25 protein-coding genes are annotated in these 26,259 nt (G+C 65.0%); 11 read left to right on the plus strand and 14 right to left on the minus strand.

Annotated features, from left to right (window positions below; translation table 11 throughout):
• Nucleotides 1-2: 2 nt before the first annotated feature.
• From ACE3PH_RS01925 to ACE3PH_RS01945, 5 genes are all read right to left on the minus strand, one after another.
• Nucleotides 3-650 (minus strand): DUF47 domain-containing protein, encoded by a 648-nt coding sequence (locus tag ACE3PH_RS01925; RefSeq protein WP_374315944.1) that lies wholly within the window; start codon nt 648-650, stop codon nt 3-5.
• 89 nt (nt 651-739) lie between these two features.
• Nucleotides 740-1,183 (minus strand): universal stress protein, encoded by a 444-nt coding sequence (locus ACE3PH_RS01930; RefSeq protein WP_374315946.1) that lies wholly within the window; start codon nt 1,181-1,183, stop codon nt 740-742.
• Nucleotides 1,184-1,213: 30 nt separating this feature from the next.
• Entirely contained in the window at nt 1,214-2,755 is a 1,542-nt protein-coding gene (locus ACE3PH_RS01935; RefSeq protein WP_374315948.1) for a DHA2 family efflux MFS transporter permease subunit, read from the minus strand.
• Between the two features lie 13 nt (nt 2,756-2,768).
• On the minus strand, nt 2,769-3,899 hold the full coding sequence (locus ACE3PH_RS01940) for a biotin/lipoyl-binding protein (RefSeq protein ID WP_374315950.1): 1,131 nt from the start codon (nt 3,897-3,899) through the stop codon (nt 2,769-2,771).
• A 17-nt stretch (nt 3,900-3,916) separates the two neighbouring features.
• Nucleotides 3,917-5,356, minus strand: coding sequence for an efflux transporter outer membrane subunit (locus ACE3PH_RS01945; protein ID WP_374315952.1), 1,440 nt, complete (start codon nt 5,354-5,356; stop codon nt 3,917-3,919).
• A 97-nt stretch (nt 5,357-5,453) separates the two neighbouring features.
• Here ACE3PH_RS01945 and ACE3PH_RS01950 point away from each other — a divergent pair, with 97 nt between their 5' ends.
• The 7 genes from ACE3PH_RS01950 to ACE3PH_RS01980 all read left to right on the plus strand — a co-directional run bounded on the left by ACE3PH_RS01950 (nt 5,454) and on the right by ACE3PH_RS01980 (nt 10,229).
• Nucleotides 5,454-6,068 carry a TetR/AcrR family transcriptional regulator gene (locus tag ACE3PH_RS01950; RefSeq protein ID WP_374315954.1) on the plus strand — a complete coding sequence of 205 codons (615 nt, stop codon included), beginning with the start codon at nt 5,454-5,456 and terminating at the stop codon, nt 6,066-6,068.
• Nucleotides 6,069-6,205: 137 nt separating this feature from the next.
• On the plus strand, nt 6,206-7,063 hold the full coding sequence (locus tag ACE3PH_RS01955) for a DUF2167 domain-containing protein (protein WP_374315956.1): 858 nt from the start codon (nt 6,206-6,208) through the stop codon (nt 7,061-7,063).
• A gap of 2 nt (nt 7,064-7,065) precedes the next feature.
• Nucleotides 7,066-7,785: a hypothetical protein gene (locus ACE3PH_RS01960; protein ID WP_374315958.1), complete on the plus strand. Its 720-nt coding sequence runs from the start codon at nt 7,066-7,068 to the stop codon at nt 7,783-7,785.
• On the plus strand, nt 7,782-8,120 hold the full coding sequence (locus ACE3PH_RS01965) for a DnaJ family molecular chaperone (RefSeq protein ID WP_374315960.1): 339 nt from the start codon (nt 7,782-7,784) through the stop codon (nt 8,118-8,120). The genes ACE3PH_RS01960 and ACE3PH_RS01965 overlap by 4 nt, the downstream gene beginning before the upstream one ends.
• The gene (locus ACE3PH_RS01970) at nt 8,117-8,812 is read left to right on the plus strand and encodes a site-2 protease family protein (protein WP_374315962.1); all 696 of its coding nucleotides are present in this window, start codon (nt 8,117-8,119) and stop codon (nt 8,810-8,812) included. Before ACE3PH_RS01965 ends, ACE3PH_RS01970 begins: the two co-directional genes overlap by 4 nt.
• Nucleotides 8,813-8,976: 164 nt before the next feature.
• On the plus strand, nt 8,977-9,564 hold the full coding sequence (locus ACE3PH_RS01975) for a YigZ family protein (RefSeq protein ID WP_374316227.1): 588 nt from the start codon (nt 8,977-8,979) through the stop codon (nt 9,562-9,564).
• A complete protein-coding gene (locus ACE3PH_RS01980) occupies nt 9,561-10,229 on the plus strand; it encodes a DsbA family oxidoreductase (RefSeq protein WP_374315964.1) in 669 nt (222 codons plus the stop codon). Before ACE3PH_RS01975 ends, ACE3PH_RS01980 begins: the two co-directional genes overlap by 4 nt.
• Before the next feature lie 5 nt (nt 10,230-10,234).
• Here ACE3PH_RS01980 and ACE3PH_RS01985 read toward each other — a convergent pair whose 3' ends face one another.
• On the minus strand, nt 10,235-10,642 hold the full coding sequence (locus ACE3PH_RS01985) for a winged helix-turn-helix transcriptional regulator (protein WP_374315966.1): 408 nt from the start codon (nt 10,640-10,642) through the stop codon (nt 10,235-10,237).
• Between the two features lie 91 nt (nt 10,643-10,733).
• Between ACE3PH_RS01985 and ACE3PH_RS01990 the strand changes: the two genes are divergently transcribed.
• Both ACE3PH_RS01990 and ACE3PH_RS01995 read left to right on the plus strand, forming a co-directional pair.
• Nucleotides 10,734-11,594 carry an SDR family oxidoreductase gene (locus ACE3PH_RS01990; protein ID WP_374315968.1) on the plus strand — a complete coding sequence of 287 codons (861 nt, stop codon included), beginning with the start codon at nt 10,734-10,736 and terminating at the stop codon, nt 11,592-11,594.
• A gap of 93 nt (nt 11,595-11,687) precedes the next feature.
• On the plus strand, nt 11,688-13,649 hold the full coding sequence (locus tag ACE3PH_RS01995; RefSeq protein WP_374315970.1) for a methyl-accepting chemotaxis protein: 1,962 nt from the start codon (nt 11,688-11,690) through the stop codon (nt 13,647-13,649).
• 17 nt (nt 13,650-13,666) lie between these two features.
• Here ACE3PH_RS01995 and ACE3PH_RS02000 read toward each other — a convergent pair whose 3' ends face one another.
• The 6 genes from ACE3PH_RS02000 to ACE3PH_RS02025 are packed head-to-tail and all read right to left on the minus strand — an operon-like array spanning nt 13,667 to nt 22,238.
• Nucleotides 13,667-14,857: an acyl-CoA dehydrogenase gene (locus tag ACE3PH_RS02000; protein WP_374315971.1), complete on the minus strand. Its 1,191-nt coding sequence runs from the start codon at nt 14,855-14,857 to the stop codon at nt 13,667-13,669.
• Nucleotides 14,854-16,545 (minus strand): long-chain fatty acid--CoA ligase, encoded by a 1,692-nt coding sequence (locus ACE3PH_RS02005; protein ID WP_374315973.1) that lies wholly within the window; start codon nt 16,543-16,545, stop codon nt 14,854-14,856. Before ACE3PH_RS02005 ends, ACE3PH_RS02000 begins: the two co-directional genes overlap by 4 nt.
• Before the next feature lie 21 nt (nt 16,546-16,566).
• Nucleotides 16,567-17,703: an acyl-CoA dehydrogenase family protein gene (locus ACE3PH_RS02010; protein ID WP_374315975.1), complete on the minus strand. Its 1,137-nt coding sequence runs from the start codon at nt 17,701-17,703 to the stop codon at nt 16,567-16,569.
• A 22-nt stretch (nt 17,704-17,725) separates the two neighbouring features.
• Nucleotides 17,726-18,895 (minus strand): acyl-CoA dehydrogenase family protein, encoded by a 1,170-nt coding sequence (locus ACE3PH_RS02015; protein ID WP_374315977.1) that lies wholly within the window; start codon nt 18,893-18,895, stop codon nt 17,726-17,728.
• Between the two features lie 12 nt (nt 18,896-18,907).
• Nucleotides 18,908-20,104, minus strand: a complete 1,197-nt coding sequence (locus ACE3PH_RS02020) for an acetyl-CoA C-acyltransferase (protein WP_374315979.1) — start codon at nt 20,102-20,104, stop codon at nt 18,908-18,910.
• Nucleotides 20,097-22,238 (minus strand): 3-hydroxyacyl-CoA dehydrogenase NAD-binding domain-containing protein, encoded by a 2,142-nt coding sequence (locus ACE3PH_RS02025; protein ID WP_374315981.1) that lies wholly within the window; start codon nt 22,236-22,238, stop codon nt 20,097-20,099. Before ACE3PH_RS02025 ends, ACE3PH_RS02020 begins: the two co-directional genes overlap by 8 nt.
• 106 nt (nt 22,239-22,344) lie before the next feature.
• Between ACE3PH_RS02025 and ACE3PH_RS02030 the strand changes: the two genes are divergently transcribed.
• Nucleotides 22,345-23,244, plus strand: coding sequence for a LysR family transcriptional regulator (locus ACE3PH_RS02030; protein ID WP_374315983.1), 900 nt, complete (start codon nt 22,345-22,347; stop codon nt 23,242-23,244).
• Here ACE3PH_RS02030 and ACE3PH_RS02035 read toward each other — a convergent pair whose 3' ends face one another.
• Nucleotides 23,245-24,156 carry a LysR family transcriptional regulator gene (locus ACE3PH_RS02035; protein ID WP_374315987.1) on the minus strand — a complete coding sequence of 304 codons (912 nt, stop codon included), beginning with the start codon at nt 24,154-24,156 and terminating at the stop codon, nt 23,245-23,247.
• Between the two features lie 161 nt (nt 24,157-24,317).
• On the opposite strand from ACE3PH_RS02035, the gene ACE3PH_RS02040 reads away from it, so the two are divergent.
• The gene (locus tag ACE3PH_RS02040; RefSeq protein WP_374315989.1) at nt 24,318-25,328 is read left to right on the plus strand and encodes a diguanylate cyclase; all 1,011 of its coding nucleotides are present in this window, start codon (nt 24,318-24,320) and stop codon (nt 25,326-25,328) included.
• On the opposite strand, the gene ACE3PH_RS02045 is transcribed toward ACE3PH_RS02040, so the two are convergent.
• On the minus strand, nt 25,312-26,199 hold the full coding sequence (locus ACE3PH_RS02045; protein ID WP_374315991.1) for a LysR family transcriptional regulator: 888 nt from the start codon (nt 26,197-26,199) through the stop codon (nt 25,312-25,314). The genes ACE3PH_RS02040 and ACE3PH_RS02045 overlap by 17 nt on opposite strands.
• Nucleotides 26,200-26,259: the final 60 nt, after the last annotated feature.

Genomic DNA, 26,259 nt, shown 5'->3' on the forward strand with positions numbered 1-26,259 from the left:
GATCAGGAGTTCTCGAGGATCACGCCCTCGATCAGCTTGGCCACGTCTTCGCACTTGTCGGTGACGGTTTCCAGCAGTTCGTAGATCGCCTTGAGCTTGATCACTTCGCGCACATCGGGTTCGGTGCGGAACAGCTTGCTCATGGCGGTGCGCAGCACACGGTCGGCATCGGTTTCGAGCTGGTCGATTTCGGTACAGGTCTTGAGTGCGGCCTCAGCGGTCTTGCTGTTGGCGATGTCGCCGAGCAGGGACACGGCCGAGCGCAGGCGTTCGCAGCACTTCACGCACAGGTCGGTCAGGCGCTGGATTTCTTCCGTCATGTGGCGCACGTCGTAGAGCGCCATGGTTTCGGCCGAGTCTTGCAGCAGGTCGGCCACATCGTCCATCGTGTTGATCAGCGAGTGGATCTGCTCACGGTCGATCGGGGTGATGAAGGTCTTGTGCAGCAGGCGGTTGACTTCGAGGGTCACGCTGTCGGCAGCGCCTTCGGCATCGTCGACCTGCTGGTTGTATTTTTCGCGCAGAGCCGGGTCGCTGTAGTTCTTCACCAGTTCGGCAAAGGCATTCGCCGCCGCCACGATGTGGTTGGCGTGCTGGTTGAAGAGCTCAAAAAAATTGCCCTCACGGGGCAGCAGTTTTCCGAAGATCATGGATTTTCTCGGGTGGTGTCATCCGGATGACATCAATTGGGTGTATCCGGATTTTACCAAGCCCCCGGGAAAGGCGATAGCCCACCGCTTCAGCGGTACACCAGAACCGGTATTTTGCAGTGGGTGAGGACCTTGTTGGTCTCGCTGCCCAGCAGCAGGGCACTGACGCCGCGGCGACCGTGTGAAGCCATGAAAATCAGATCGCAGCCCTGCTGGGATGCGGCCTGTACGATGGCCTCGGCTGGCTGGTTGCCATGCACCAGCACGGTGTCACAGGCCACGTGGGCCTGGGCCGACTGGGCCGCGGCCGCAGACAAAGCCTGGTTGGCAGCGGCGTCGACCTTCTCGTGAAAGGCCTTGGCGATCGTGGGGTCGGACAGCGCGCCCGCGCCGCCCTGGATGGCCGGTGCGTTCGGTGCGGCATGGAAGAAAGTGATCCGGGCGCCGCAGCTTTGCGCGAAGGCGACGGCCTGGGCCACGGTGGCCTGTGACAGCGGTGAGCCATCGGTAGGGACCAACAGATGCTTGAACATGATTGTCTTCCTTGTTGTGAAGCGGACGGATCAATGCCCGCCCGCGCCCGGGTCCACCTGACGGGTGGGCTTGGGGGCCAGCCAGATCACGCTTGCCGCGACGATGAGCAGCACGGCCACCACGCCGAACAGCTCGTTGGTGGCGAGCATCACGCTTTGCCCGGTAACCAGGTTGTCGATGCCTTGCAGGATGCCGTCGGTAGCCATACCGGATGACTCCAGCATGGTGTGCACGGTCTGATCGGCATCGGCCAGCCCGACCAGGTCGGCATGGTGGCGGGTGGTCTCGTCTTCCCAGGCGGTGGTCACCAGCGACGTGGCAAAGGCGCCCGACAGGGTCCGCAGGAAGTTCATGAGCCCGGCTGCGTTGGCCATTTCGGGCTCATCGACGCTGGCCATGGCCAGACCGGTGGTCGGCACGAAAAAGAATGGGATGCCGAGCCCCAGTGCCATCAGCGGGAAGGAAATGTCCCAGTAGGTCATGTCGGTGTTGGAGGTCATCCGCCACAGCGTGACCAGGCCCATCCAGAGCACGCCGCCGAAGATGAGGCGGCGGGGGTCTACCTTGGCGGACAGGCCGGCAGCAATCGGTGCCGTGAACAGCGCGCAGACGCCACTCCAGGCCGTGGCCTCACCGGCCAAGGTGGCGGTGTAGCCCATATTGCTTTGCAGCCAGAGCGGGGTGAGCACGCTGATGCCAAAGAAACCCGCGAACGCCAGGCTGATGGTGAGCACGCTCACCGAGAAACCCCTGTGTCGGAACACCCTGAGATCGACGATGGGGTGCGGGTCATGCAACTCCCAGATCAGGAAGGCGGCAAAGCCGATGACGGCCACCACCGCCAGCGCGATGATCTCGGTCGACGCGAACCAGTCCAGGTTCTTGCCCTCGTCAAGCATCAACTGCAAGGCACCCACCCAGATGATCAGCAAGGCCAGCCCGATGCGGTCGATCGGGTTGCGTTGCAGCGACTCTGTGTAGCGCTTCAGCAGGCGCCAGGCCATGAAGGCACAGAGGATGGCAATGGGCAGGTTGATCAGGAAGATCCATGGCCAGGAATACTGGTCACACAGATAGCCCCCGAGGATGGGGCCGAGCACAGGCGCCACCAGCGTGGTCATGGACCACATGCCGATGGCCGCGGGCGCTTTTTCAGCCGGGAAGATGCGCAGCAGCAGCGTTTGCGACAGCGGCATCAGCGGCCCACCAGCGAGACCCTGGCAGATCCGCGCGGCCACGAGCATGCCCAGCGACGTGGACAGGCCGCACAGTGCCGAGAACACACCGAACAGCGCCATGGCGGTGACGAACACCCGAACCGCACCAAAGCGCGAGGCGAGCCAGCCCGTCAGCGGCACGGTGATGGCTTCGGCCACCGCATAGGAGGTGATCACCCAGGTGCCCTGGCTGGTGCTGGTGCCGAGACCACCGGCGATGGCGGCCACCGACACGTTGGCGATCGTCATGTCCAGCACGGCGATGAAGTTGGCCGAAGCCAGCACCAGAGCGGCCAGCCACAGCATGCCGCCCGTCAGTGGTGCCAGTTCGTCCTTTGAAGACGCTTGGCTCATGGCGCAGTCCTTGTCAGTGTTGCTCGCCCGTGCGGGTGTCGATCTTCACAGTCATGGACAGGCCGACCTTCAGTGGGTGGGCCGCCAGTTCCTTCGGGTCCAGATGGATGCGCACCGGCAGGCGCTGCACCACCTTGATCCAGTTGCCGGTGGCGTTCTGTGCCGGGATGGCCGCGAAAGCCGAGCCGGATCCGCCTGCAAAGCCTTCCACCTTGCCGTGGAAGACGACGTCGTCGCCATACAGGTCGGACACCACTTCGGCGGTCTGACCTTCACGCACATGCGGCAACTGCACTTCCTTGTAGTTGGCGGTGATGTACATGTCCTGCACGGGCACCACGGCCAGCAGCGGGGTGCCGGCGGCGATGCGCTGGCCCACCTGCACCGTGCGCTTGGCGATCACGCCATCGACCGGCGCGCGCACCACGGTGCGGTCCAGGTCCACCTTGGCCTGGTCACGACGGGCGCGTGCCAGGGCCACTTCCGGGTTGGTGTCCAGCGTGGCATTGGCGATCAGCACGCTGTTGGCTTCCTTGGCGCCGACGGCCGCGGTGCGGTTGGCGCGGGCCTGTGCCGCCGCAGCCTTGGCCGCGGCCAGGTTGGCTTCGGCCGACTGGAAGGCATTGCGGGCGCGGGTCAGCTCATCACCGGAGACCGAGCCCGAGGAGGCCAGCGCTTCGCGGCGCTTGAGGTCCACCTTGGCGCGTTCCAGGTCCGACTCAGCCGCCGACAACTGCGCTGCCGCGCGGGCTTCATCGGCTTCACGCGCACTGATCTGGGCAGACAGGCTGCTGTCATTGGCTTCGTAGCCCTTCACGCGACGGATGGCGCGACCCAGTTCGGCTTCGGCCTGGGCCAGGGCCAGCTTGGCGTCGGTCGGGTCGATCACCACCAGCACGTCACCCTTCTTGACAGCCTCGGTGTCCTTCACGCGCACCTCGGCGATGGTGCCGCCCACGGCGGGGGTCACCTGGGCCACTTCCACAGCCGTGTAGGCGTTGTCCGTGGTCACGAAGTGCGAGGCATACAGTTCCCAGTAAGCCGTGACCCCCAGGCCGACGGCTGCCACCACGGCCGCGAGCACCAGCAGGCGCTTGTTGCGACGGGCCTTGATCTGCTGCAAATCTTCGGTGTTGTCAGTCATGTTCTTGTCCTATCGGGTCAGGTTTGATCGTTCGATGCCTGGTAGCCGCCACCCAGGGCGCGCTTGAGGGCAATGTCGAGGGTGAAGGCGCGTGCACGCAACTCGCTCAGCGCGTTGAGGCTGTTGAGCATGCCGTTCTCGGCAGAGAGCACTTCCAGGTAGGTGGCCAGGCCGCCTTCGTAGCGGTTGCGGGCCACGCGGTAGGCCTCTGTCGAGGCCTGGTAGGCTTCGTTCGCCTTGTCGAGGCGGGCCTGCAAGGCGCGCTGGCTCAGGGCGCTGTCAGCCACGTCCTGCAAGGCGCGGGTCAAGGTGGCGTTGTAGTTGGCGACAGCTTCGTCGTAGCCGGCACGGGCATTGCGCAGTTCGCCACGCAGGCGGCCGCCACTGAAAATAGGCAGCGAAATGGCCGGGCCGATGCTGCCCATGTCCGAGCCACTGCGGCGCAGCATGTCGACCCCGATGGCTTGCCAGCCGAACATGGCCGTGAGGCTGATGTTGGGATAGAAGTCCGCCTGCTTCTGGTCGACGCGGTGTGACTGCGCCTCAGCCTGCAGGCGGGCCGCGACGATGTCGGGGCGGCGCCCGATCAGGTTCGCTGGCAGGTTGGCCGGCAGACCAAAGCCGTGATCGATCTTCAGGTGCGGCTGCTGGATGGCTTCCCCGCGGTCGGGGCCGGCGCCGATCAGGGCCGCGATGCGGTGCCGCTGCAGCCCGATGGCTTCCTCAATCTGCAGCAGGTTGCCTTCTGCCACGGCGCGGTTGGTCTCCGCCTCCTTCACGCTGCCGCGGGTTTCCAGGCCGTTGGCGAAACGTTCGGCAAACAACTGTGCCGTCTTGCTGCGCACCTCGACCGACTGTTTGGCCACATCGCGGGCTTCGAACAGGCGGTTGAGTTCAGCGTAAGCCGAGGCTACCCCGGCTGCCAGGGTCAGACGCGTTTGTGCCTGCTCGGCGCGCGCGGCATCGAGTTGTGACGTGGCCGACGCCAGGGCCGCACGGTTGCGGCCCCAGAAGTCGAGTTGCCAGTTGAAGTCCAGCGTGGCGGTGCCGTAGTCCGTCCAGCCACTGGGGCTGTAGTCCTTGGGGTACAGGTAGTTGTAGCTGAGCTTTTGCTCGGTGATTTGCACATTGGCGTTGACCTGCGGCTTGTTCGCCGCGCCGGTCACCTCCGTGACGGCCTCTGCCTGGCGCAGGCGGGCAGCGGCGACCGCGAGGTCCGGCGCGCCGGCAAAGGCTTCGTCAATCAGTGCGTTGAGTTGGGCATCGCCATAGGCTGTCCACCACGTGTCGGTGGGCCAGTCGGCCTGGGGGCCGGCCAGGGCGCGGTCGGCGCGCAAAGCGTCGGGCGCCTTCATCTGGCTGGCCTGCTCCGAGGCGGGTAACTGTGCACAACCCGCCAGCGCGAGGACCACGCTCAGCGCGGTGGCCTTGATCCGAAATGCGGGGGTCTGAGGCATTGCTGCTCCATTTGTTGAACCGTACGGTACAGTTTATATTGAATTTCAAAACGTTGCGCGATAAACTGTACGCTCCAGTACAGTTAAGTTGGGTGAAGTGAGAACTAAGACCGAAACCAAGCGCCAGGCCATCCTGGATGTGGCTGCAGACGTGTTCCGCGAAATGGGGTTCGAGCGGGCCTCCATGTCGGAGATCTGCTCGCGCGTGGGCGGGTCCAAGGCCACCATCTACAACTACTTCACCTCGAAGGAGGAGTTGTTCTTCGAGGTGGTGCTGCAGGCGACCGAGGCCGAGTTCGAGGCCGCGCATCTGGCGCTCGACCCTCAGGGGCCGGACATGGCGGCCACGCTGGAAGACTATGGCCGCCGCCTGCTGGGGTTGTTGTACAAGCCCGACGTGCGGGCGGTGCGCCGGCTGGTGGTCTCCGAAGCGGGGCGCTCCGGGCTGGGCTTGCGAACCTACGAGATCGGGCCGCAGAAAGACGAGTCCCGTGTGGCCGTTTTCCTGAGCGAGGCCATGGCCCAGGGCCGCTTGCGCGAGGCCGACCCCGTGGTGGCGGCGCGGCACCTGCGGGCGCTGCTTGAGTCCGAGTGGTTGGATCGGTTTCTGCTGCAGGTGATCGACACGGTGTCGGAGGAGGACATCGCGTCGGGTGTTCACCGCGCCGTGGCGGTGTTCCTCTCGGCATACGGGGTGGGTGCCACGCTGTGATGCCGGCGAGACTCAACTGAAGTTGAGTGCTGTGATTTGTCAACGGGTTGTTCAGGGGCTTCTGACAGAATGTCTTTACACAGCTTCATACAGAAGCGCCCGCTGCCCAAGGCAGCTCTGATCATCAGGGAGATCACATGTCGACACGTTGGCTATGCGGCTTGGTCATGGCTTTGGGCCTGGTCATGTCTGGAGGGCTTCACGCCGAAGAGGCCGCCCAAGGTGGGAAAAGTCCTTTCGACGACCTCAATTGGCAAAAGGGGCCGTCCGAATTCAAGCTGGGCTCGCGTGCCAGCATCCAGTTGCCGGAGCGATCCGGGGCCTTGCAGGAGGCTGACAGCAACAAGTTCCTGGAGCTGACTGGCAACCTGCCATCGCCCGGCACGACCATCATGGTCAAGGGCAACTGGTGGGCCACCTTCGACTTTGATGATTCCGGTTATGTCAAGGATGACGAGAAGATCGATGCCGATGCCCTGCTCAAGACACTCAAGGAGTCCGACGGGCCGTCCAATGAGGAGCGTCGCAAGCGCGGCATGCCCGAGCTGATCACCGATGGCTGGTACATCCAGCCACACTACGACCCCAAGACCAAGTATCTGGAGTGGGCGCTGCGCCTGCATGCCTCGGACGATCCCCGTCCGGTGATCAACTACACCGTTCGCATGCTGGGTCGCAGTGGCTACGAGCGTGCCGTGCTGGTGTCTTCACCTGAAACGCTGGAAGGCGACGTCGCCGAATTCAAGGCGGCGCTGGCAGGCTTCAATTTCAACGCCGGTGAGCGCTACAGCGAATTCAAGCCTGGTGACCGGGTAGCCGAGTTCGGACTGGCTGCACTGGTGGCCGGTGGTGCTGCGGCCGTGGCAGCGAAGACGGGCTTCTGGAAAGTCATCGTGGGCGCCCTGGCCGCGGGCTGGAAGCTGATCCTGGCCGCGGTGGTGGCGGTGTTCGCCGGTCTTGGCCGGTTCTTCAAGCGCGGTGACAGCGCCCGCTGAGCATGAGTGCGTCTGCGTGGTTGATGCTGGTTGCGCTGGCGCTGTATGTCTATGACGCGGCCTGGCTGCTGGGGCCGCAAGAGCTGGTTCTGGTGCGGGCCCGACGAGGCCGCTGGCAGCCTCAACTGGGTATCGACGGTTGGCGCCTGCGGGGCCGCGAGGTGTTTGTGCCGAATTTGCTGATGCCGTGGCGCGCCCATGTGCGCGCCATCTGGCAAGCTGCCGATGGCACCCGCACAGGCGCGGCGGCCTTGCCGGCCGGGCAGGTGGGCGCCGGTATCGCGATCGGTGCCTGCGCCATCTTCCTGCTGATGGTGCTGGCCTTGCCCTATGCCTTGTTCATCCGTGTGGACAGCGCAATGGCCCTGTTGGTCATGGCGGCCATCTACCTCGCCTGCATGGTCACCCTGGCACTGGTCTGGTGGCAGCGGCAGGCACTGGGAATGAGCTCGCGCGAGGCGGCCAAGCTGTGCTTCGAATGCCTCACCTGTCCGCCGTTTTGCATCAACATCGTGCGCAAGCTGAGCCTGCGTGAGGTGGTGACATGGCCGCTTGATGCGGTGACCAGCTTGGTCAGTGCGGACGAACATGCCCATACGGCATTTGATCTACAGTTGGCGTCCCGGATTCGATACGAGCTCAGCGTCGAGCCGGAAGGCAGTGCGCGTGCCGCGTCGCTGGCCCGAACCTTGGCCAGCCTGAAAACGGGAGAGCCGGGGTGAGTGGTCTTGAAGTACTGGTGGTGATCGTTGGGGCCTTGGCCGGCTACTGGCTGGTCAACTTTTTTTTCAAGTCGCCCAGACCGGATATGCCGGCGCAAGCTGAACCAGCCAGACCGGCTCAGCCAAGTCCGACCGCCTGGTTCAGCGTGCTGGGTGTGCGCGAGGACGCATCCGAAGACGAGATCCGCCAAGCCTACAAGCACCTGATGTCGATGTACCACCCCGACAAGGTCGCCAGCATGGGCCCCGAGATCCGTGAGCTGGCCAATGACAAGGCGCAGGCCATCACCGCAGCCTACCGACAGGGCATGGCCGCGCGAGGCTTGCTGCCATGAAGTGGCTGCTGTTGCTGGCGCTCAAGGGCGGGCTGGGCAAATTGCTGCTGACCGGGGGCTCGATGCTGGTGTCCATGGCGGTGTATGCCATGAGCTTTGGGTGGCCCTATGCCGTGGGTTTCGTGTTGCTGATTCTCGTGCACGAGCTGGGGCATTTCATCGCGGCGCGCCAGTGCGGGCTCGATGTGGGCGCGCCGGTTTTCATCCCCTTTGTTGGCGCCTGGATCACGCTGAAAGACACCCAGCTGACGCCCACGGTCGAAGCCCACGTGGCGATGGCGGGGCCCATGCTGGGCAGCGTGGCCGCGTTTGGCTGTTACCTGCTGGGCGTGTCCGGGCACGGGCCTCTTTACCTGGCGCTGGCTCAGGCTGGTTTCATGCTGAACCTGTTCAACCTGATTCCGCTCAGCCCGCTTGATGGCGGTCGCCTGGTGGGCGTGCTGTCGCCCAAGTTGTGGCTGCTGGGCGCCCCCATGCTGCTGGCGCTGTTTGCGTGGCGGCCCAGCCCATTACTGCTGCTGATTGCTCTGGCTGCGGCGCCCCAGGTGTGGTCGGTGTTGCGCGGGCAGGCAGCGCAGCATGCGACGATCCAGTCGCCCGCCCAGCGCTGGAAATACGGGGCTCAGTACGTGATGCTGGCGGCTGCGCTCGCCATCATGGCGTTCGAGGCGCACGAAGGCATCCCGCGCTGAACCTGGCGCTGCGTGTCAGGCCTGGTCTGTTCTCGAGAGCAGCCTGCGAAGTCAACCAAGCAAGCCTAGAGCATGCCGATGATGGGGCCCAGCATGTGCCGGAGCCCGGTGCTGCGGACAACCACATGCCGGCAGCAAGCAGGCCAGACCACTACACTGCCGCCATGACGCAGACCCTGTCTTCGGCCGTCCACAGCGAGCTGATCATCAAGAAGAGCCGCTTCATCGGTTGCGTGCAGCCGGTGGCCGACCGCGCCCAGGCTCAGGCCGTGGTGGCGCAGTTGTGGCAGGCCCACCCGACGGCCACGCATGTCTGCTGGGCTTTGCTGGCTGGCGGGCAATCTGCCGCTGTGGACGATGGCGAGCCGAGTGGTACCGCAGGCCGACCCATGCTGGAAGTCCTGCGGCGCCAGGACCTGGAAGGCGTGCTCGCCACGGTGGTGCGTTATTACGGCGGTATCCAACTGGGGGCAGGTGGGCTGGTTCGGGCCTATACGGACAGCGTCGCCCAGGCCCTGCTGGGCGCAGAGAAAGTGCCCTTAACCCGGCTGCGTGAAGTGTCTTGTGCGGTGCCCTATCCTCAGGAGGGGCTGGTTCGGCGCGAGCTGGATCTGGCCCAGGCCCGACTGCGTGAGGTTGCGCACAGCGATGTGGTGACCTTCACCTTCGACATGGACGAAACCCACTGGCCTGCGCTGGAGGCCCGTTTGAACGATGCGACCCATGGTCGCGTGACCTGGACAAAACCATGAGCCTTGCTGTGCCTGCCTTGAAAATTGACATCGTGTCGGACGTGTCGTGCCCTTGGTGCGCCATCGGGCTCAGTGGTTTGCTGCAGGCCATCGCGCAATTGCAGGGCGAGGTGGATGTCACCCTGCACTGCCAGCCATTCGAACTCAATCCGAAAATGGGGCCCGGCGGGCAAGACATTCGGGAGCACCTGACCGAGAAGTACGGCTCGTCCCCGGAGCAGCAGGCGCAGATCCGCGACATGATCCGGGCACGCGGTGCCGCAGTCGGGTTCGAGTTCAACGCGGACGGGCGAGGCCGCATTTACAACACCTTTGATGCCCATCGGCTGCTGTGCTGGGCGGGCTACCACGAGCCAGCTCAGCAGGTGGCTCTGAAAATGGCCTTGCTGCGGGCTTGTCACCGCGATCGTCTGGCCATGGATGACCATGCGGTGCTGCTGGCCGCTGTGGCCGAGGCCGGGCTGGATGTCGAGGCCGCCCGCGCCGTGCTGGCCTCAGGCGAGCTGGCCGAAGAGGTGCGTGAGCAGGAGGCCTTCTATGCGGCACACGGCATTTCGGCGGTGCCGGCCGTCATCATCAACGACCGCCACCTGATCTCGGGCGGGCAGCCGCCCGAGGTCTATGCAGGCGCCTTGCGGGAGCTGGCTTCGCAACAGGCCAGCTGAGGCATTCAGTTCAGTCGGGCCAACTCGGCTTCAGCCAGTTGAACCCGGGCTTCGAGGATGCTGGCGATGTTGTCCTCGATCCAGTCTGCGAGCTTCTCGACATGCTCGGCCACCTCGCGGCCCATGGGCGTGAGGCTGTACTCGACATGCGGGGGCACCACGGGGAAGGCCTGGCGCAACACGAAGCCATCGCTTTCCAGCCATTGCAGGGTTTGCGACAGCATCTTTTCGCTCACGCCCCCGATCTTGCGGCGCAGGTCGCTGAAGCGGTGGGTGTCGTCGATCAGGGCCACGAGCACCAGCACGCCCCAGCGGCTGGTCACGTGCTTGAGCACCTCGCGCGAAGGGCAGAGTTCGGCAAATACATTGCCTTTGCCAATCTGTGTGCGCAGCGACTTTCTGGGTGTATTCATAAACTAACCTTTTGGTGCGTACTTACAAAAAGTAAGTGGTGACGATATTCTGACAGCTCATTGATTCATTGCCTAGACAGGAGCTGAGAACATGATCGTCGTGACCGGAGCATCGGGCCAATTGGGCCGTCTCGTGATTCAAGCCTTGCTGAAGGAGGTGCCTGCCGCCAGCATCGTGGCTGCCGTGCGCAAGCCTGCCAGCGTGGCCGATCTGGCTGCACAGGGGGTGCAGGTTCGCGAAGCCGATTACACGCGTCCCGACACCCTGGATGCGGCGTTCAAGGGCGCAGACAAGGTGTTGCTGATTTCTTCCAGCGAGGTGGGGCAGCGCACCGCGCAGCACCGCAATGTGGTGGACGCGGTCAAGCGGGCAGGGGTGTCGTTGTTGGCCTACACCAGCTTGCTGCACGCAGATACCAGCCCATTGGGTCTGGCGGCGGAGCACGTGGCCACCGAAGCTGCGATCCGCGAGGCAGGCGTGCCCGCCGTGCTGTTGCGCAACGGCTGGTACACCGAGAACTACCTGGCCAGCGTGCCGGCGGCGCTTCAGCATGGGGCCTTCATCGGGTGTGCTGGTACGGGGCGCATTGCCTCGGCTGCGCGGGCCGATTACGCCGCGGCTGCCGCTGCGGTCCTGATCCGGAGCGGGCAGGCGGGCCTGGTTTACGAGCTGGCGGGCGACACGGCCTATACGCTGGCAGAGCTGGCCGAGGCCCTCAGCCAGGCCAGCGGCAAGGCCGTTCCCTATGTTGACTTGCCGCAGCACGAATACGAGGCGGCGCTGGCTGGGGCCGGCTTGCCGCAACCGGTTGCCGCCCTGCTGGCCGATTCGGACGCGGGGGCTGCACGAGGAGGACTGTTCGACGATGGCCACCAACTGAGCAACTTGATTGGCCGCCCCACTACCCCGTTGGCCCAGCTGCTGGCGGAGGCCGTGGCCCGCAGTGCGTGAGGATTTGACTGTCACAAACCGGTCAAATCAGGGGTTTACCCCAGACTGGAGCTGCCGATAGTAGAGGGGATCAGGCTTTACCGGATCCCACGCATGTCTCAGGCAGTTTCAGCACACGCACGCACCTCTTCCCCACCTTCTTCACGGTTTTCCTTGACGACCAAGCTGGCCGCTGCGGCCACCCTGCTGTGCGCGGTGGCCGTGTCGGTGACCGGTCTCGGTTTGGGATGGCGGGCCGCCGACGAGGCCCGACGGGCGACGTCCGAGCAGGCTGCTGCGGTGGCCCGGGAAACGGCGGCCATGGTGGGCGGGGAGCTCGGGCGCAGCTTCCTGGCCGTCAAAACCCTGGCTGCGGCGATGCAGGGCATGCGGTCAGGCCAGCATGCGCCAAGCCGGGATCAGCTCGACGACATGGCGCGGCAGACCTTGACGCTCCACCCCGAGTTCATCGGCACCTATTCCATCTGGGAGCCCAATGCCCTGGATGGGCGGGACGCCGAGTTCGTCAACAAAGGGCCGGGAACAGACGGAACCGGTCGCTACATTGCCTACTGGAATCGCGGTAGCGGTGACATCAAGGTCGAGCCGCTGCTGGACTATGAAAAGCCGGGAGCCAATGACTGGTATGACATCCCAAGGCGTACCGGCAAGGATGCGCTCATCGAACCCTATATCTACCAGGTGGCTGGCAAGGATGTGCTGATGAGCACCTTGGTGTCGCCGATCATGGTGGGCGGCAAGGTTGTCGGGGTGGCTGGCTCCGACCTGCCGCTGCAGGCCCTGGCTGAGCGTCTCTCGGCCATGGAGCCCTTGCCTGGCGCCCATGTGGCCTTGCTGTCGACCGGCGGGGTGTACGTGTCGGTGCCCGATGCCAAGAAGCTCGGCAAGAAAGCCGACGACATCCCGTCTGCCGTCCTGGACAAGGTGGCCCGCGGCGAACCCGCGCAGTTCGAAGATGCACAGGGGGACACCCATGTGCTGACGCCGGTGCATGTGGTGGATGGCGTGGCGCCTTGGAGCGTTCAGGTCACCTACCCACGTGAGTTGGCCGCGGCAGCGGCGCGCAGCTTTGTCACGCTGGCGATCATCGGGGCGGCCATTGCCAGCGTGGTGGCCGCACTGGCCATGGTGTGGCTGGTCAAGGTGCTGATGCGCCCCTTGACTGACCTGAGTCGCACCATCACGTCGCTGGCGTCTGGCGAAGCAGATTTGCGTGTGCAGTTGCCTGTCACGAGTCAGGATGAGCTGGGCGCCATCAGTGGAGGGTTCAACCAGTTCACCGCCAAGCTGTTTGGTGCTTTCCGAGAGATCGGGGACATTTCCCATTCAGTGGCGCAAGCCTCGCACGAGATTGCCAGTGGCAATGCAGACCTGTCGGCGCGCACCGAGGGGCAGGCATCGCATGTGCAGGAAAGTGCATCCGCCTTGCGTGAGTTGAGGGATGCGGTGGGCCACAGCGCCGACTCGTCCAGCCATGCGGCCCAATTGGCGCAGCGTGCGGTGTCGATCGCATCGGATGGGCAGGGTGTGATGCAGGAAGCCCGCGCAGCCATGGACCAGATCAGTGACTCCAGCCGGCGCATTGTCGAGATCAGTGCGCTGATTGACACGATTGCCTTCCAGACCAACATCCTGGCCTTGAATGCGGCGGTGGAAGCCGCCCGGGCCGGGGAGCAAGGGCGCGGCTTTGCGGTCGTGGCCGACGAGGTACGTTCGCTTGCGCACCGCTCGGCAGAGGCCGTGAAGGACATCCGTTCGCTGTCTGCCGACTCCGAACAACGCGTGAGCACCGGTGGCGTGCTGATCCAGCAGGCAGAAGAGTCGTTCAACCGGCTGAGTGAATCGGTTCACCAGGTGGAACAGTTGATCCGGGACATCAGTGTGGTGACCGGGCAGCAGTCCACACGCATCGGCTCGGTGACGTCCGCCATTGGGGAACTGGATCAGAACACCCAGCAGAATGCCGCCATCGTCGAGGAGGCCGCCGCTGCCGCCGACTCCCTGCGTCATCAATCGAGCCGGCTCGCCGAGATGATGAAGCAGTTCGTCGGGTAAGTCGGCCAGCTTGGGCGTCAGAAAAAGGCCTGGATACCTGTCTGCGCGCGGCCCAGGATGAGGGCATGGATGTCGTGCGTGCCCTCGTAGGTATTGACCACTTCGAGGTTCACGAGGTGGCGCGCCACGCCGAACTCGTCGCTGATGCCGTTGCCGCCCATCATGTCGCGGGCCATGCGGGCGATGTCGAGCGCCTTGCCGCAGTTGTTGCGCTTCATGATGGAAGTGATCTCGACAGCGGCCTTGCCCTCGTCCTTCAGCCGTCCCAGACGCAAGCTGCCTTGCAGGCCGAGGGTGATCTCGGTCTGCATGTCGGCCAGCTTCTTTTGAATGAGTTGGTTGGCGGCCAGCGGGCGCCCGAACTGCTGGCGGTCGAGCACGTACTGCCGTGCCCGGAACCAGCAGTCTTCGGCCGCGCCCATGGCACCCCACGAGATGCCATAGCGGGCGCTGTTCAGACAGGTGAAGGGGCCCTTCAGGCCGCGCACCTCGGGGAAGGCGTTGTCTTCCGGCACGAACACATCGTCCATCACGATCTCGCCGGTGATGCTGGCGCGCAGGCCCACCTTGCCGTGGATGGCCGGGGCGCTCAGTCCCTTCCAGCCTTTCTCCAGCACGAAACCGCGGATCTGATCCTTGCCGTTCTCGTTGAACTGGGCCCACACCACGAACACGTCGGCGATGGGTGAGTTACTGATCCACATCTTGCTGCCGCGCAGCGTGTAGCCGCCGTCCACCTTGGTGGCGCGTGTCAGCATGCTGGCCGGGTCCGATCCATGGTTGGGTTCGGTCAGGCCGAAGCAGCCAATGAATTCACCGGAGGCGAGCTTGGGCAGGTATCGGCGCCGGGTGGCTTCGTTGCCGAATTCGAAGATGGGCACCATCACCAGGGAAGACTGCACGCTCATCATCGAGCGGTAGCCGGAGTCGACCCGTTCCACCTCGCGCGCGATGAGACCGTAGCTGACGTAGTTGAGGCCGGCGCCACCGTATTCGGTCGGGATGGTGGGGCCCAGCAGACCCAGTTCGCCCATCTCGCGGAAGATGGCTGGGTCGGTCTGTTCATGCCGGAAGGCATCGAGCACACGTGGGGCGAGGCGGCCTTGCGCATAGTCGCGCGCTGCATCGCGGATCATGCGTTCTTCTTCGGTCAGCTGGTCGTCCATCAGCAAGGGATCGGCCCAATGGAAGGCAGGGTTGGTGCTCATGGTGTGGTCCTGTGGTCAGAGGTGTGGGCGGTGGCGGCGGGGGCATCCTGCAGTTGGCGCCACAGTATCTTGCCTGCGCCGGATTTGGGCAGGCTGTCGGTGAAGGTCACGATGCGGGGGGCCTTGTAGGCGGCCATGTGCTCGTGGGCCCAGTGCAGCAGGGCGTCTTCAGTCAGGCTGCCCCGGTGCTCGGGCTTGAGCACGACGACGGCCTTGACGGTCTCGCCGCGGCGTACGTCTTGCACGCCCACCACGCAGGCTTCCTGAATGGCAGGGTGGTGATAGAGGATGGCTTCGACCTCGGCCGGCCAGACCTTGAAGCCCGACGCATTGATCATGCGCTTGAGGCGGTCGACCATGAAGAAGTAGCCGTCTTCATCGACATAGGCGAGGTCGCCCGTGCGCAGAAAGCGTTTGCCGTCGATGTGCAGAAAGGCTTGTTGCGTGGCATCGGGTGCGCGCCAGTAGGCCGCCATGACCTGGGGCCCATGCACGATGATTTCACCAACCTCGCCTGCGGGCAGTTCCTGCAGCGTGGTGGGATCGATGACACGGGCGTCGACGTCGAAGATGGGCACGCCCAGGCACTGCTTCTTGGGGCGCTGCGTCGGGTTGATATGGGTGGCGGCCATGGTTTCCGACATGCCATAGCCTTCGATGTAGTCGGCCCCGATGAGCTGCTGCAGCTTGATGCCGATGGCCTCGGGCATGGCCGCACCGCCGCCGCCGATAGTCTCGATGCTGCTGAGGTCGAACGAAGCCACATCGGGATGCGAGAGCATGTCGACCACCATCGTCGAGATGAGCTGTGCACCGGTCACGCGGTAACGTGCGATGCACTGCAAGGCCACATCGCGATCCCAGCGGGGGATGACGATGGCCGTGGCGCCCAGGTAGAGCGTGCCGTTCATGGCGTTCTGCATGCCCGTGACATGGAAGAAGGGCAGCACACCCAGCTGGATGCTGTCGGCGCGCGAGCCCAGCCAGACCCCGCGTGCGAGCACGTTGTACATGACGCTGCGGTGGGTGTGCATGCAGCCCTTGGGCTGGCCGGTGGTGCCCGAGGTGTAAGGCATCACGGCCAGGTCATCAGGGCTCGCCTGCATGGGCGTGGGCGTGAGCCCCGCTGCCAGCGCATGAGACCAGGCCACGCAGCCGGGCTCATCGGGCACGGCCCGTGGGGCGGAGACGAAGGCCGGGATGCGCAGGTCGGTGTCGCGCTCCAGGTAGTCGCTGTAGGTGGCGATGATGGCGTGCTGCAGGCCGCCTGCCCCCATCAACGGGCGCACCTGGGCGTAGAGGTCCTGCGGCGTGAAGATCACCTTGGCCTGGGCGTCGTCCACATAGTGGCGCAGCTCATCGGTGAGGTTCATCGGGTTGACCGGCACGACCACCGCGTCAGCCCGCAAGATGGCGTAATAGGCCAGCGCAAACTGCGGGCTGTTCTGCATGAACAGCAGCACGCGGTCGCCGGCCTGCACGCCACAGACCTGCTGCAGATAGCCGGCCAGTCGCTCGGTCTCGTCCTTGAAGCGCCGGAAGCTCAGCGGGCTGTCGTAGAAGATCAGGTAGGGCTTGTCGGGGCTCTGTGCCACCGCGCGGTCGACGTTGGCGTAGAGATGGGTGGCCGGCACGTCCAGGTGCAGGGGCACCTGGGGTGGCCAATGAGCGAGATGGCGATCAGACATACGGCAAAAGCATCGGTCTGGTCAGTGTGACGACCCCAGCGCGATGAAGCGCGCCAGATGGTGGTCGTCATCACCCAGTTGGTGATTGATCATGACCAGACGCTTGGCGTAGTGTGGCATGGGCAGCTCCCAGGTCATGCCAATGCCCCCATGCAGCTGGATGCATTCTTCAGCGACCAGGGTGCCAATGCGGCCAATGCTGTATTTGGCTGCGGACAGGGCGCGTTCGCGGCTCAGGCGGTCGGCATCCAGTGCGCCCGCGGCATTGATGACGGCCGAGCGGGCCTGTTCGATCTCGATCAGCAAGCTGGCCATGCGGTGCTGCAAGGCCTGGAAGCTGCCGATGACCTTGCCGAACTGCTTGCGCGTCTGCAGGTATTCGATGGTCTGTTGCTTGACCACTTCCATGGCCCCGAGGCTTTCGGCACACAGGGCCAGCACACCGCGACCTATGGCGTGCTCCAGCGTGGCCAGGGCTCGGCCTTCTGCGCCCAGCAGGGCCGTGGCGGGCACCCGCACAGCAGACAGCTGGACTTCGGCAGCGCGGGTGCCATCGATGTTGTTGTAGGCCTGCAGGCTCAGACCTGGCGTGCCGGCCTCGACGAGAAAGAGCGAGAGGCCATCGGCGTCATCCAGCGCACCATCGGTTCGCGCCGACACGATCAGCAGGCCGGCCTGATCGGCGTGGCCCACCACGGCCTTGTGGCCGTCGATCACATAGTGGTCGCCCTCGCGTCGGGCCTGGGTGCCCACACGCTGCAAGGCATAGTGGGATGTCGGTTCCTCGTGCGAGAGGGTGGCGATGAGGCTGCCATCCATGATGCGGCCGAGCAGGGCGAGTTGGTCGGCGTTGCCGGCGTGGGCGAGGGCACTGCCAGCCAGCACGGCACTGTGCAGCACGGGCTCGATCACCAGGCCGCGGCCCAGGGCCTCGAACACCACGGCGAGATCAAAGCCGGTGCCACCATAGCCACCGTGGGTTTCGTCGAACAGGGCCGCCAGCGTGCCCAGTTCGGCCAGCGTCTGCCAGTGTGTCGGGCTGTGGCCCCGGCCCGAGGCCACGATGGCATGGCGTGTGTCGATCGGGTACTGGTCGGCCAGATAGCGGTCCAGCGTGTCCGCCAGCATGCGGCGGTCTTCAGTGTGGGTGAAATTCATGTCGAGCTCCTTGCCGCGGGGGTCACAGGCCCAGGATCATCTTGGAGATGATGTTCTTCTGGATCTCGTTCGAGCCGCCGAAGATCGACAGCTTGCGGTTGTTGAAATACTGCGTGGCGGCGCTGGAGGCGCCTTCGGGGCCGATGTGCTCGACCTGCCATGGCAAGGCATAAGGGCCCATGGCGCGCAGGGTGAGGGCATTGATCTCCTGGCGGATCTCGGTGCCCTTGATCTTCAGCATGGAACTTTCTGCCCCGGGGGCGCCGCCACCGGCTACCGCGGCGATCACGCGCAGGTTGGTGGTCTTCATGTTCTCGAGTTCGATCTCGACACGGGCGACGCGGGCCGCAAAGAGCGGGTCTTGCAACAAGGGCTGGCCGTTCTTCATCACGCGGGCGGCGATCACCTTGAGCCGCTCCAGCGCGGCCACCGAGAAGCCCACGCCGGCGATGTTGGTGCGCTCATAGGTCAGCAGGTACTTGGCGCAGGTCCAGCCCTTGTTTTCCTCGCCGACCAGGTTCTCGACGGGCACCTGCACGTCGGTGAAGAACACCTCGTTGACTTCGTGTGCGCCATCAAGCGTGATGATGGGGCGCACCTCGACGCCCGGGCTGCTCATGTCGATCAGCAGGAAGCTGATGCCCTCTTGCTGCTTGGCCTCGCGGTTGGTGCGCACCAGGCAGAAGATCATGTTGGCGTGGTGGCCCAGCGTGGTCCAGGTTTTCTGGCCGTTGACCACGTAGTGGTCGCCCTGTCGCACGGCCGTGGTCTTGACGGAGGCGAGGTCGGAGCCGGCCCCGGGTTCCGAATAGCCCTGACACCACCAGTCGGCCCCACTGAGGATGCGGGGCAGCCAGTGGCGCTTTTGTGCCTCATTGCCGTACTTGATGAGCACCGGGCCGAGCATGTTCACACCAAAGGGCACCGTGCGCGGGGCCCAGGCCAGGGCACATTCGTTTTCGAAGATGAACTTCTGCACGGCATGCCAGCCTGTGCCACCGTACTCACGTGGCCAGTGGTTGGCCAGCCAGCCCCGCTGGTTGAGCAGGGCGTGCCAGGCTTCATGGTCGGCCTTGCTCAGGTGCTCGCCTTCGTGCACCTTCTGCTTGAGTTCGGCTGGCACCGCGTGGTTCAGGAAGGCCCGGACCTCATCGCGGAAGGCGAGTTCTTCAGGGGTGAAATTCAGATCCATGGTCGGCCTTGCTCAGAAGATTTCAAACAGACCGGCGGCACCCATGCCACCGGCAATGCACATCGTCACCACAGCCCAGCGCACCGCGGGGTTGGCAGCCTTGCGGCGCCGGCCTTCCAACAGCACGGTGCCGACCAGGCGGGCGCCCGTCATGCCGAAGGGGTGGCCGATCGAGATCGCGCCGCCATTGACATTGAGGCGCTCATCCGGGATGCCGAGCTGTTGCTGGCAGTAGATGGACTGCGAGGCAAAGGCCTCGTTCAGCTCCCACAGGTCGATGTCGTCCACCTTCAGACCGAAGCGCTTGAGCAGCTTGGGCACGGCGAACACGGGGCCGATGCCCATCTCGTCGGGTTCGCACCCGGCCAGTGCCAGGCCTCGGAACGCGCCCAGAGGCTGCAGGCCCAGGCGTTCCGCTTCCCGTGCCTCCATCAGCACGCAGGCCGAGGCCCCGTCGGACAGTTGCGAGGCATTGCCCGCCGTGATGAACTGGTCCGGTCCGCGCACGGGGGCGAGCTTGGCCAGGCTGTCATAGGTGGTGCCCGGGCGGTTGCAGGTGTCATGGTCGACGGTGACCTCGACATGGCGCACTGCCTGGGTGTCCTTGTCGGTCACCGCCATGGTGGTGGTCACCGGGATGATTTCCTCGCGGTAGCGGCCGGCTGCCTGCGCTTCAGCCGTCTTGCGCTGGCTCTCGACCGAGAAGCGGTCCTGGGCTTCACGGCTGATGCCATAGCGTTGCGCCACGATGTCGGCGGTTTCGATCATCGCCATGTAGAGCGCGGGCTTGCGGGCTTCGATCCAGGGGTCGATGCCGCTTTCGCCATCTTCACGTGTGCGGATGCCCGAGATGCTTTCGATGCCACCGGCGATCATGGCCGGTGCGCCATCGACCACGATGCGGCCGGCCGCCAGGGCGACGGCTTGCAAGCCCGATGCGCAGAAGCGGTTGATGGTGGTGCCCGCGATGCTGAGGGGCAAGCCACTGCGGATCACCGCCTGGCGGGCGATGTTGCGGCCGGTGCGGCCTTCCGGGTAGCCGCAGCCCAGCACCGTGTCTTCGATGAGGGCCGGGTCGATACCGGCGCGCTCGACGGCCGCGTGCACGGCGAACGAGGCCAGGGTGGGGCCGGGCACGATGTTGAACTCACCTCGGTGCGACTTGGTCAGCGGGGTGCGTGCCGTGGACACGATGACGGCTTCACGCATGGGTTGTCTCCTGTTGATTGAGGCTGTCGAAATCACGACCTTCGGCGACCAGGCGTTGCAGCAGCGCAGCCGGTTGCCAGAACAAGGGGTCTTCCTGGGCGTAGCGTTCGATGTCGGCCAGGATCTGCGGCAGACCGATGGTGTCGGCGTACTTCATCGGGCCGCCGCGGTAGCGTGGAAAGCCATAGCCGTGCACCAGCGTGACGTCCACATCCAGCGGTCGCAGCGCGATGCCTTCGTCCACCACCTTGGCGCCTTCGTTGACCATGGCCGCCAGGTAGCGACGCTGCAGCTCATCGGTGCTGAAGGTGCGTGGGGTGATGCCCGCGCGGGTGCGTTCGGCCGCGACGATGGCTTCCACTTCGGGGTCGCGCTGGCCGCTGCGGCTGCCTTGTTGGTACAGGTACCAGCCACGCCCGGTTTTCTGCCCGAACCACCCGCGCTCACACAGGCGGTCGGCGATCTGCACGTAGCGCGTACGCGGGTCGCGTGTGGCAGCACGGCGCTTGCGCGTGGCCCAGCCGATGTCGCCCCCGGCGAGGTCACTCATCTCATACGGGCCCATCGGGAAACCGAAGTCGCGCACCATCTGGTCGATCTCGTAAGGCGAGGCGCCGTCTTCCATCATGTGGTCGGCGGCGGTGCGGTACACCGCCAGGATGCGGTTGCCAATGAAGCCGTCGCACACGCCAGCACGCACGGGCACCTTCTTGAGCTTGCGCGCCAGTTCGAAGGCAGTGGCCACCACATCGGCCTGAACCTGGGCAGGCACCACGATCTCGAGCAGCTTCATGATGTTGGCTGGCGAGAAGAAGTGCAGGCCGATCACGTCCTGTGGCCGCGAGATGCTGCCGGCCAGCTCGTTGATGTCCAGGTAGGACGTGTTGGTGGCCAGCACAGCCCCGGGTCTGCAGACGCGATCAAGCTCGGCGAACACGGCTTTCTTGACGGCCATGTCTTCGAACACGGCCTCGATCACGAGGTCGACGTCGCCCAGCGCGGCATAGCTGGTCGCGCCTTGCAGGCGCTCCAGCACACGGGCCTTGCCCTCGGCAGTGAGCCGGCCTTTCGCGATCAGCCCGTCGTAGACCTTGCTGATGCGGCCGATGCCGGCTTGCAAGGCGGCGTCATCACGCTCGACCAGGGTCACACCCAAGCCGGCGTCCAGCAGGGACACGGCGATGCCCGCCCCCATGGTGCCGCCACCGATCACCCCCACATGCAGCACAGGGCGGGCGCGGGCGGCGCGGGTTTCCGGCGCCTTGGCCACCTCGCGCTCGGCGAAGAAGGCATGGATCAGGCCGGCGCGCTGCGGGCTGGCCAGACACTGGTTGAACAACTCGCGCTCGATGCGGATGCCCGCTTCAAACGGCTCGTCCAGGGCCGCCTGCACGCAGTCGACGATCTTCCGCGGCGAGAACAAGCCCCGCTTCTTGACTGCCTCCGTGCGGGCGGCATCGATGGCGGCTTGCTGCGCGGCACGGTCTGACAGAGCCTCGGTGCGGTCACAGGTGCGGCGCACCGGGGCCTGGCCGGCCAGCAGTTCCTCTGCATAGCGCAGACCTGCGTTGCGGGCGTCATCGGTGTCCGCCAGGCGGTCGACGAGGCCCAGTTGCAAGGCTTCCGCCGGGCCGACATGGCGGCCTGACAGCATCAGGTCCAGCGCGGCTGCGGCGCCGATCAACCGTGGTGTGCGCTGGGTGCCGCCGGCGCCGGGCAGCAAGCCCAGTTGCACCTCCGGCAAACCCAGGCGGGTGGCAGCGCTGGCCGTGGCCAGGCGATGGTGTGCTGCGAGCGCCACCTCCAGCCCCCCACCCAGTGCCGGGCCATGGATGGCCGCGATCACGGGCTTGGTGCAGGCCTCCAGGGCCAGGCACACCTCGGGCAACAACGGTGGCTGCGGGGGCAAACCGAACTCTCGGATGTCTGCCCCGGCGATGAAGGTTTTGCCTGCCCCGGTGAGGAGCACCGCCTGCACGTCGGCGTCGGCCTCGGCGCGGCGCACAGCGGCCAGCAGCCCGGCGCGCACCGCCTGCCCCAGGGCATTGACGGGCGGGTTGTCCATGGTCAGGACGGCCACGCGGCCCTCGACCGCATAGTGCACTGGCGCATCCGCCACGGTGTCAGCTCTCATGTGTGAAGGTCTCCTCGGAAGCCGTTGATTGTTCGGCCTGTCATCTGTCTTGACAATCCGTCGCCTGGTTGACAGACTGTCAAGTCATTTTTGACAAGGAGTGGGCTTGGACCTGCCATCGCTGTCCCTGCTGGTCGAGATCCTGGATGCGGGTAACCTCAGCGAGGCCGCCCGTCGGCTGAAGATGAGCCGGGCCAACGTCAGCTACCACCTCAACCAGTTCGAAAAGGCGATTGGGGTGCAGTTGGTGCGCCGCACCACGCGCCGCATCGAGCCCACCGAAGTCGGTTTGCAGCTCTACGAGCATGGCCGCAAGATCCGTCAGGAGCTCGAAGCGGCCAGGGAGTCGGTGGCGGCGCTGGGGCAGACCCTGCAGGGGCGGGTGCGCTTGAGCGTGCCCAGCGGCTACGGCCAGCTGGTGATGTCGCCCTGGCTGATCGATTTCAAGCGCGCTTATCCAGGCATCGTGCTCGACGTGGTGTTTGAAAACCGGGTGGTCGATCTGCTGCGTGACGAGGTCGACATCGCCGTGCGGGTGATGTCCGACCCACCGGACAACCTGGTGGCGCGTGACATGGGGCCCGTGCGCTATGTGGCCTGCGCCTCGGCTGACTATGCGCGTGTACAGGGCATGCCCACGGAGCTGGACGAGCTGGCCACGGCCCCCTTGATCACTTCGGCCGTGGTGGGACGTCAATTGCGCCTGGCGGCTTATCTGGAAGGTGAGCGCTACGAGGTGCCGCTGGCACCCACGTTGACGTCCGAGAATTTCCTGTTCCTGCGCGAAGCCATCGTGGCTGGGCTGGGTGTAGGGTTGGTGCCCGACTATGTGGTGCAGGACCTGGTGGCATGCGGCGAGGTGGTGACCACGCTCGACCCGTGGCGCCTGAGCATCTTCGGCACCCGGATGGTGATGCTCTACATGCCCAATCGGCACCACACCCGTGCCGCGTCCACCTTCATCGATTTCATGCTCGACAAGGCCCGCGCGCACGTGCCCTTGTGATCACGCCAGCCACTCGATGCCGGGCAGGCTGGCGCACTGTTCGCGGATGATCTCGGCCATGTCCTGCATATAGGGGCGGGTCGCCAGCGGCTTCGGGCAGATGGCGTGCAGCTCGCTCCACAGGCCCTTTGGGCCGATGCGCACAGCCTTCACATAGTCGTGTTCCAGATAGCTCTGCAACCCCCAGTTGGGCAGTGCTGCGACACCGCGGCGGCTGGCCACCAACTGCACGATGGCCACGGTCAATTCGGCTGTGCGGCGGGCGGGGTGAACGCCAGCCGGTGTCAGCACCTCGCGGATCAGGTCGATGCGTTGTTCCGGTACGGGATAGGTGAGGAGTGTTTCGTCAGCGAAGTCGTCGGCGCTCAGAAAGCGCTTGTGGCGCAAAGGGTGGTCATTGGACACGACCGCCAGGATCTCGAAGCGAAACAGCGGCGACACCGACCACGTGCGTTGGGCTTTCGGGCGTGAGCCGATGACGAGGTCGGCGCGGCCTTCCTTGAGCAGGGTGAGCGGGTCGGCATGGAAGCCCGCCACAAGGTCCACCTCCACCTCGGGCCAGCGCTGGCGGAAGGCGTGCATCACCGGCATCAGCCAGTCGAAGCAGGTGTGGCATTCCAGAGCAATGCGCAACTCGCCCTGGGTGGCGCCTTTCATGCGTTGCAGGTCGCGTTCGGCGGCGCTGACATCGGCCAGCACCGTGCGCGCCAGCGTCAGCAGGCGCTCGCCGGCCGGGGTGAAGCGCAGCCCCTGGCTGGTGCGCTCGAACAAGGCCTGCGCGTAGACCTCTTCGATGGCCCTGATCTGATGGGACAGCGCCGACTGGCTCAGGTGTACCCGCTCTGCCGCCGTGGCCAGTTTGCCGGTGTCGGCGATGGCCACCAGTGAACGCAAGTGGCGGATCTCAAGCATGAACAAAACGATGAATATTCAAGAATGATTGAATTGTATTCAACTTGTCTATGTGCGTGATGGGCCCCCTAGCTCTAGGGGGGCTGTTGCAACGCAGCATGCCGTTAACATGAGATCACAAAAGAAGAAAAAAACGACCGTTTTGATGCAGGGAGCTGGGCGTGGCCATCGTGGATCTGGATTTGCTGGAGGCGCTGTTTGACTTGGCGCCGGGCGGTGTGGCCATCGCTGACGAGCGTGGGCGGTATGTCCATGTGAACCGGACCTACTGCGAGATGTTCGGCTATACCGCCGAGCAACTGCTGGGGCGGACCTTCGGCCTGATCCTGCGGGATGACGACAAATTCCACGAGGCGGCATACCTACGTCGGGCACTCGACAATGACTGCACGGCCCCGGATGTCTGGCGCGTGCAGCACGCCGATGGGCATCTGCTGACGGTGCGGGCTGCTTTTCGGTCCGTATGTCGCCCGGATGGCAGCGTGCGCATCCTCACGGTGCTCACCGATGTCTCCGCGCTGGAACAAGCTACGCAAGGACTGCAGGCCACGCAGCAGGCGCTGATCCAGCTCAATGACTCACTGGAGCGCCAGGTCACCGAGCGCACGCGGGCTTTGGCGGAGTTCAACCATGCCCTCAGCCGGCTGTCTCGCGAAGATGCCCTCACGGGCATTGCCAACCGACGGGCCTTCGAAGAGGAAGCGGCCGAAGCCATGGCGATGGCCACGCGGTATGGGCGCCAGCTCTCCCTCGTCCTGCTTGATCTGGACCACTTCAAGCTGGTCAACGACGAGTATGGGCACCACGCCGGCGATGAGGTGCTGCGCGAGATGGCCTGTCGTTTCCGCGTGCTGCTGCGCACCTCAGACAAGGTGGCGCGCTGGGGCGGCGAGGAGTTCATCATGCTGCTGCCCGAAACAGCGCTGGATGATGCCGTGGCAGCCGGACAGAAGATGCTGCAAGCCGTCACGGCCAGCCCGATTCCAACCTCGGCTGGCGACATCGTCTGTGCTTTCAGCGCGGGGGTGGTCGAGTGGCTGCCGGGCGAAACCCTGGTGAACCTGGTGCGGCGCGCTGATGAGCATCTGTACCGTGCCAAGCGGGGTGGGCGTGCGCAGCTGTCCTGGGATCGGCACCTGACCGAGCCTACGCTGTTCAGCCTGGTGGGCTGAGCGCCAGTTTGGTGAAGTGGCTGACGACCGCGCTGCGGTCGGTCTCGCGGGAGGCCAGAGCCAGGCGCGCTACCGGGGCGTCGCCTTCGATGTCCACATAGTGCACGCCCGCTACCTGAACCTGGCAGATCGACGCAGGCACGACGGAGAGTCCCAGTTCGGCGGCCACCAGGTTGACCACCGAGGAAATCTGCGGGGCCACCTGGTCGATGCGGGGCTCGAAGCCGGCGCGTCGGCAGGCATTGATCACCTCGTCAAACAGGCTCAGGCCGACGGTGCGAGGAAACAGCACAAAGGGCTCGTCTGCCAGTTGGGCCAGCCGGATGGTGGTTTGTCTGGCCAGCGGGTGGCCACTGGGCAACGCCACCTTCATGGACTCGTCCGGGAAGCGGTGCAGCGCCATGCCCTCGATGGGTGTCAGCCCGGGACGGATGAAGGCCGCGTCGAGTTGCTGCCTGGACAAGCCATCGAGCAGCCGCGTGGTGTTCACTTCCTCCAGGGTCAGCAAGACCTGAGGGTGCGTGCGGCGGAAGTCGCGGATGGTGCGTGCCACCACGGGGTTGAAGGCGGCTGAGCCCGTGAAGCCTACGCGCAACTGACCCACCTCGCCCCGCGCGGCCCGCAAGGCCATGGTGCGAGCACGCTCGGCGCCACCCAGCACCCGCTCGGCTTCCTGCAAGAACGCCTGGCCGGCATCGGTCAACTCGACGCCATGCGGCGTGCGCACGAAGAGCGGCGTGCCGATCTCCTGTTCCAGTTCCTTGATCTGCTGACTCAGCGGAGGCTGGCTGATGCCGATGCGTGCGGCCGCACGGGTGACGTTGCGTTCCTGGGCCACGGCCAGGAAGTAGCGCAGGTGTCGAAGCTCCATAGCATATGTAATACATATGGTGATAGCCTGAATAATATATTGGACAGATGGTGTGCCGCT

The sequence above is a fragment of the Aquabacterium sp. genome (genome assembly GCF_041909175.1).
Taxonomy (GTDB): domain Bacteria; phylum Pseudomonadota; class Gammaproteobacteria; order Burkholderiales; family Burkholderiaceae_C; genus Aquabacterium.

Excerpts from the sequence above, each read along its gene's own strand:
- ACE3PH_RS01925 (WP_374315944.1), bottom strand. The coding sequence starts at position 650 with ATGATCTTCGGAAAACTGCTGCCCCGTGAGGGCAATTTTTTTGAGCTC.
- ACE3PH_RS01930 (WP_374315946.1), bottom strand. The coding sequence starts at position 1,183 with ATGTTCAAGCATCTGTTGGTCCCTACCGATGGCTCACCGCTGTCACAG.
- ACE3PH_RS01935 (WP_374315948.1), bottom strand. The coding sequence starts at position 2,755 with ATGAGCCAAGCGTCTTCAAAGGACGAACTGGCACCACTGACGGGCGGC.
- ACE3PH_RS01940 (WP_374315950.1), bottom strand. The coding sequence starts at position 3,899 with ATGACTGACAACACCGAAGATTTGCAGCAGATCAAGGCCCGTCGCAAC.
- ACE3PH_RS01945 (WP_374315952.1), bottom strand. The coding sequence starts at position 5,356 with ATGCCTCAGACCCCCGCATTTCGGATCAAGGCCACCGCGCTGAGCGTG.
- ACE3PH_RS01955 (WP_374315956.1), top strand. The coding sequence starts at position 6,206 with ATGTCGACACGTTGGCTATGCGGCTTGGTCATGGCTTTGGGCCTGGTC.
- ACE3PH_RS01960 (WP_374315958.1), top strand. The coding sequence starts at position 7,066 with ATGAGTGCGTCTGCGTGGTTGATGCTGGTTGCGCTGGCGCTGTATGTC.
- ACE3PH_RS01970 (WP_374315962.1), top strand. The coding sequence starts at position 8,117 with ATGAAGTGGCTGCTGTTGCTGGCGCTCAAGGGCGGGCTGGGCAAATTG.
- ACE3PH_RS01975 (WP_374316227.1), top strand. The coding sequence starts at position 8,977 with ATGACGCAGACCCTGTCTTCGGCCGTCCACAGCGAGCTGATCATCAAG.
- ACE3PH_RS01980 (WP_374315964.1), top strand. The coding sequence starts at position 9,561 with ATGAGCCTTGCTGTGCCTGCCTTGAAAATTGACATCGTGTCGGACGTG.
- ACE3PH_RS01985 (WP_374315966.1), bottom strand. The coding sequence starts at position 10,642 with ATGAATACACCCAGAAAGTCGCTGCGCACACAGATTGGCAAAGGCAAT.
- ACE3PH_RS01990 (WP_374315968.1), top strand. The coding sequence starts at position 10,734 with ATGATCGTCGTGACCGGAGCATCGGGCCAATTGGGCCGTCTCGTGATT.
- ACE3PH_RS01995 (WP_374315970.1), top strand. The coding sequence starts at position 11,688 with ATGTCTCAGGCAGTTTCAGCACACGCACGCACCTCTTCCCCACCTTCT.
- ACE3PH_RS02000 (WP_374315971.1), bottom strand. The coding sequence starts at position 14,857 with ATGAGCACCAACCCTGCCTTCCATTGGGCCGATCCCTTGCTGATGGAC.
- ACE3PH_RS02005 (WP_374315973.1), bottom strand. The coding sequence starts at position 16,545 with ATGTCTGATCGCCATCTCGCTCATTGGCCACCCCAGGTGCCCCTGCAC.
- ACE3PH_RS02010 (WP_374315975.1), bottom strand. The coding sequence starts at position 17,703 with ATGAATTTCACCCACACTGAAGACCGCCGCATGCTGGCGGACACGCTG.
- ACE3PH_RS02015 (WP_374315977.1), bottom strand. The coding sequence starts at position 18,895 with ATGGATCTGAATTTCACCCCTGAAGAACTCGCCTTCCGCGATGAGGTC.
- ACE3PH_RS02020 (WP_374315979.1), bottom strand. The coding sequence starts at position 20,104 with ATGCGTGAAGCCGTCATCGTGTCCACGGCACGCACCCCGCTGACCAAG.
- ACE3PH_RS02025 (WP_374315981.1), bottom strand. The coding sequence starts at position 22,238 with ATGAGAGCTGACACCGTGGCGGATGCGCCAGTGCACTATGCGGTCGAG.
- ACE3PH_RS02035 (WP_374315987.1), bottom strand. The coding sequence starts at position 24,156 with ATGCTTGAGATCCGCCACTTGCGTTCACTGGTGGCCATCGCCGACACC.
- ACE3PH_RS02045 (WP_374315991.1), bottom strand. The coding sequence starts at position 26,199 with ATGGAGCTTCGACACCTGCGCTACTTCCTGGCCGTGGCCCAGGAACGC.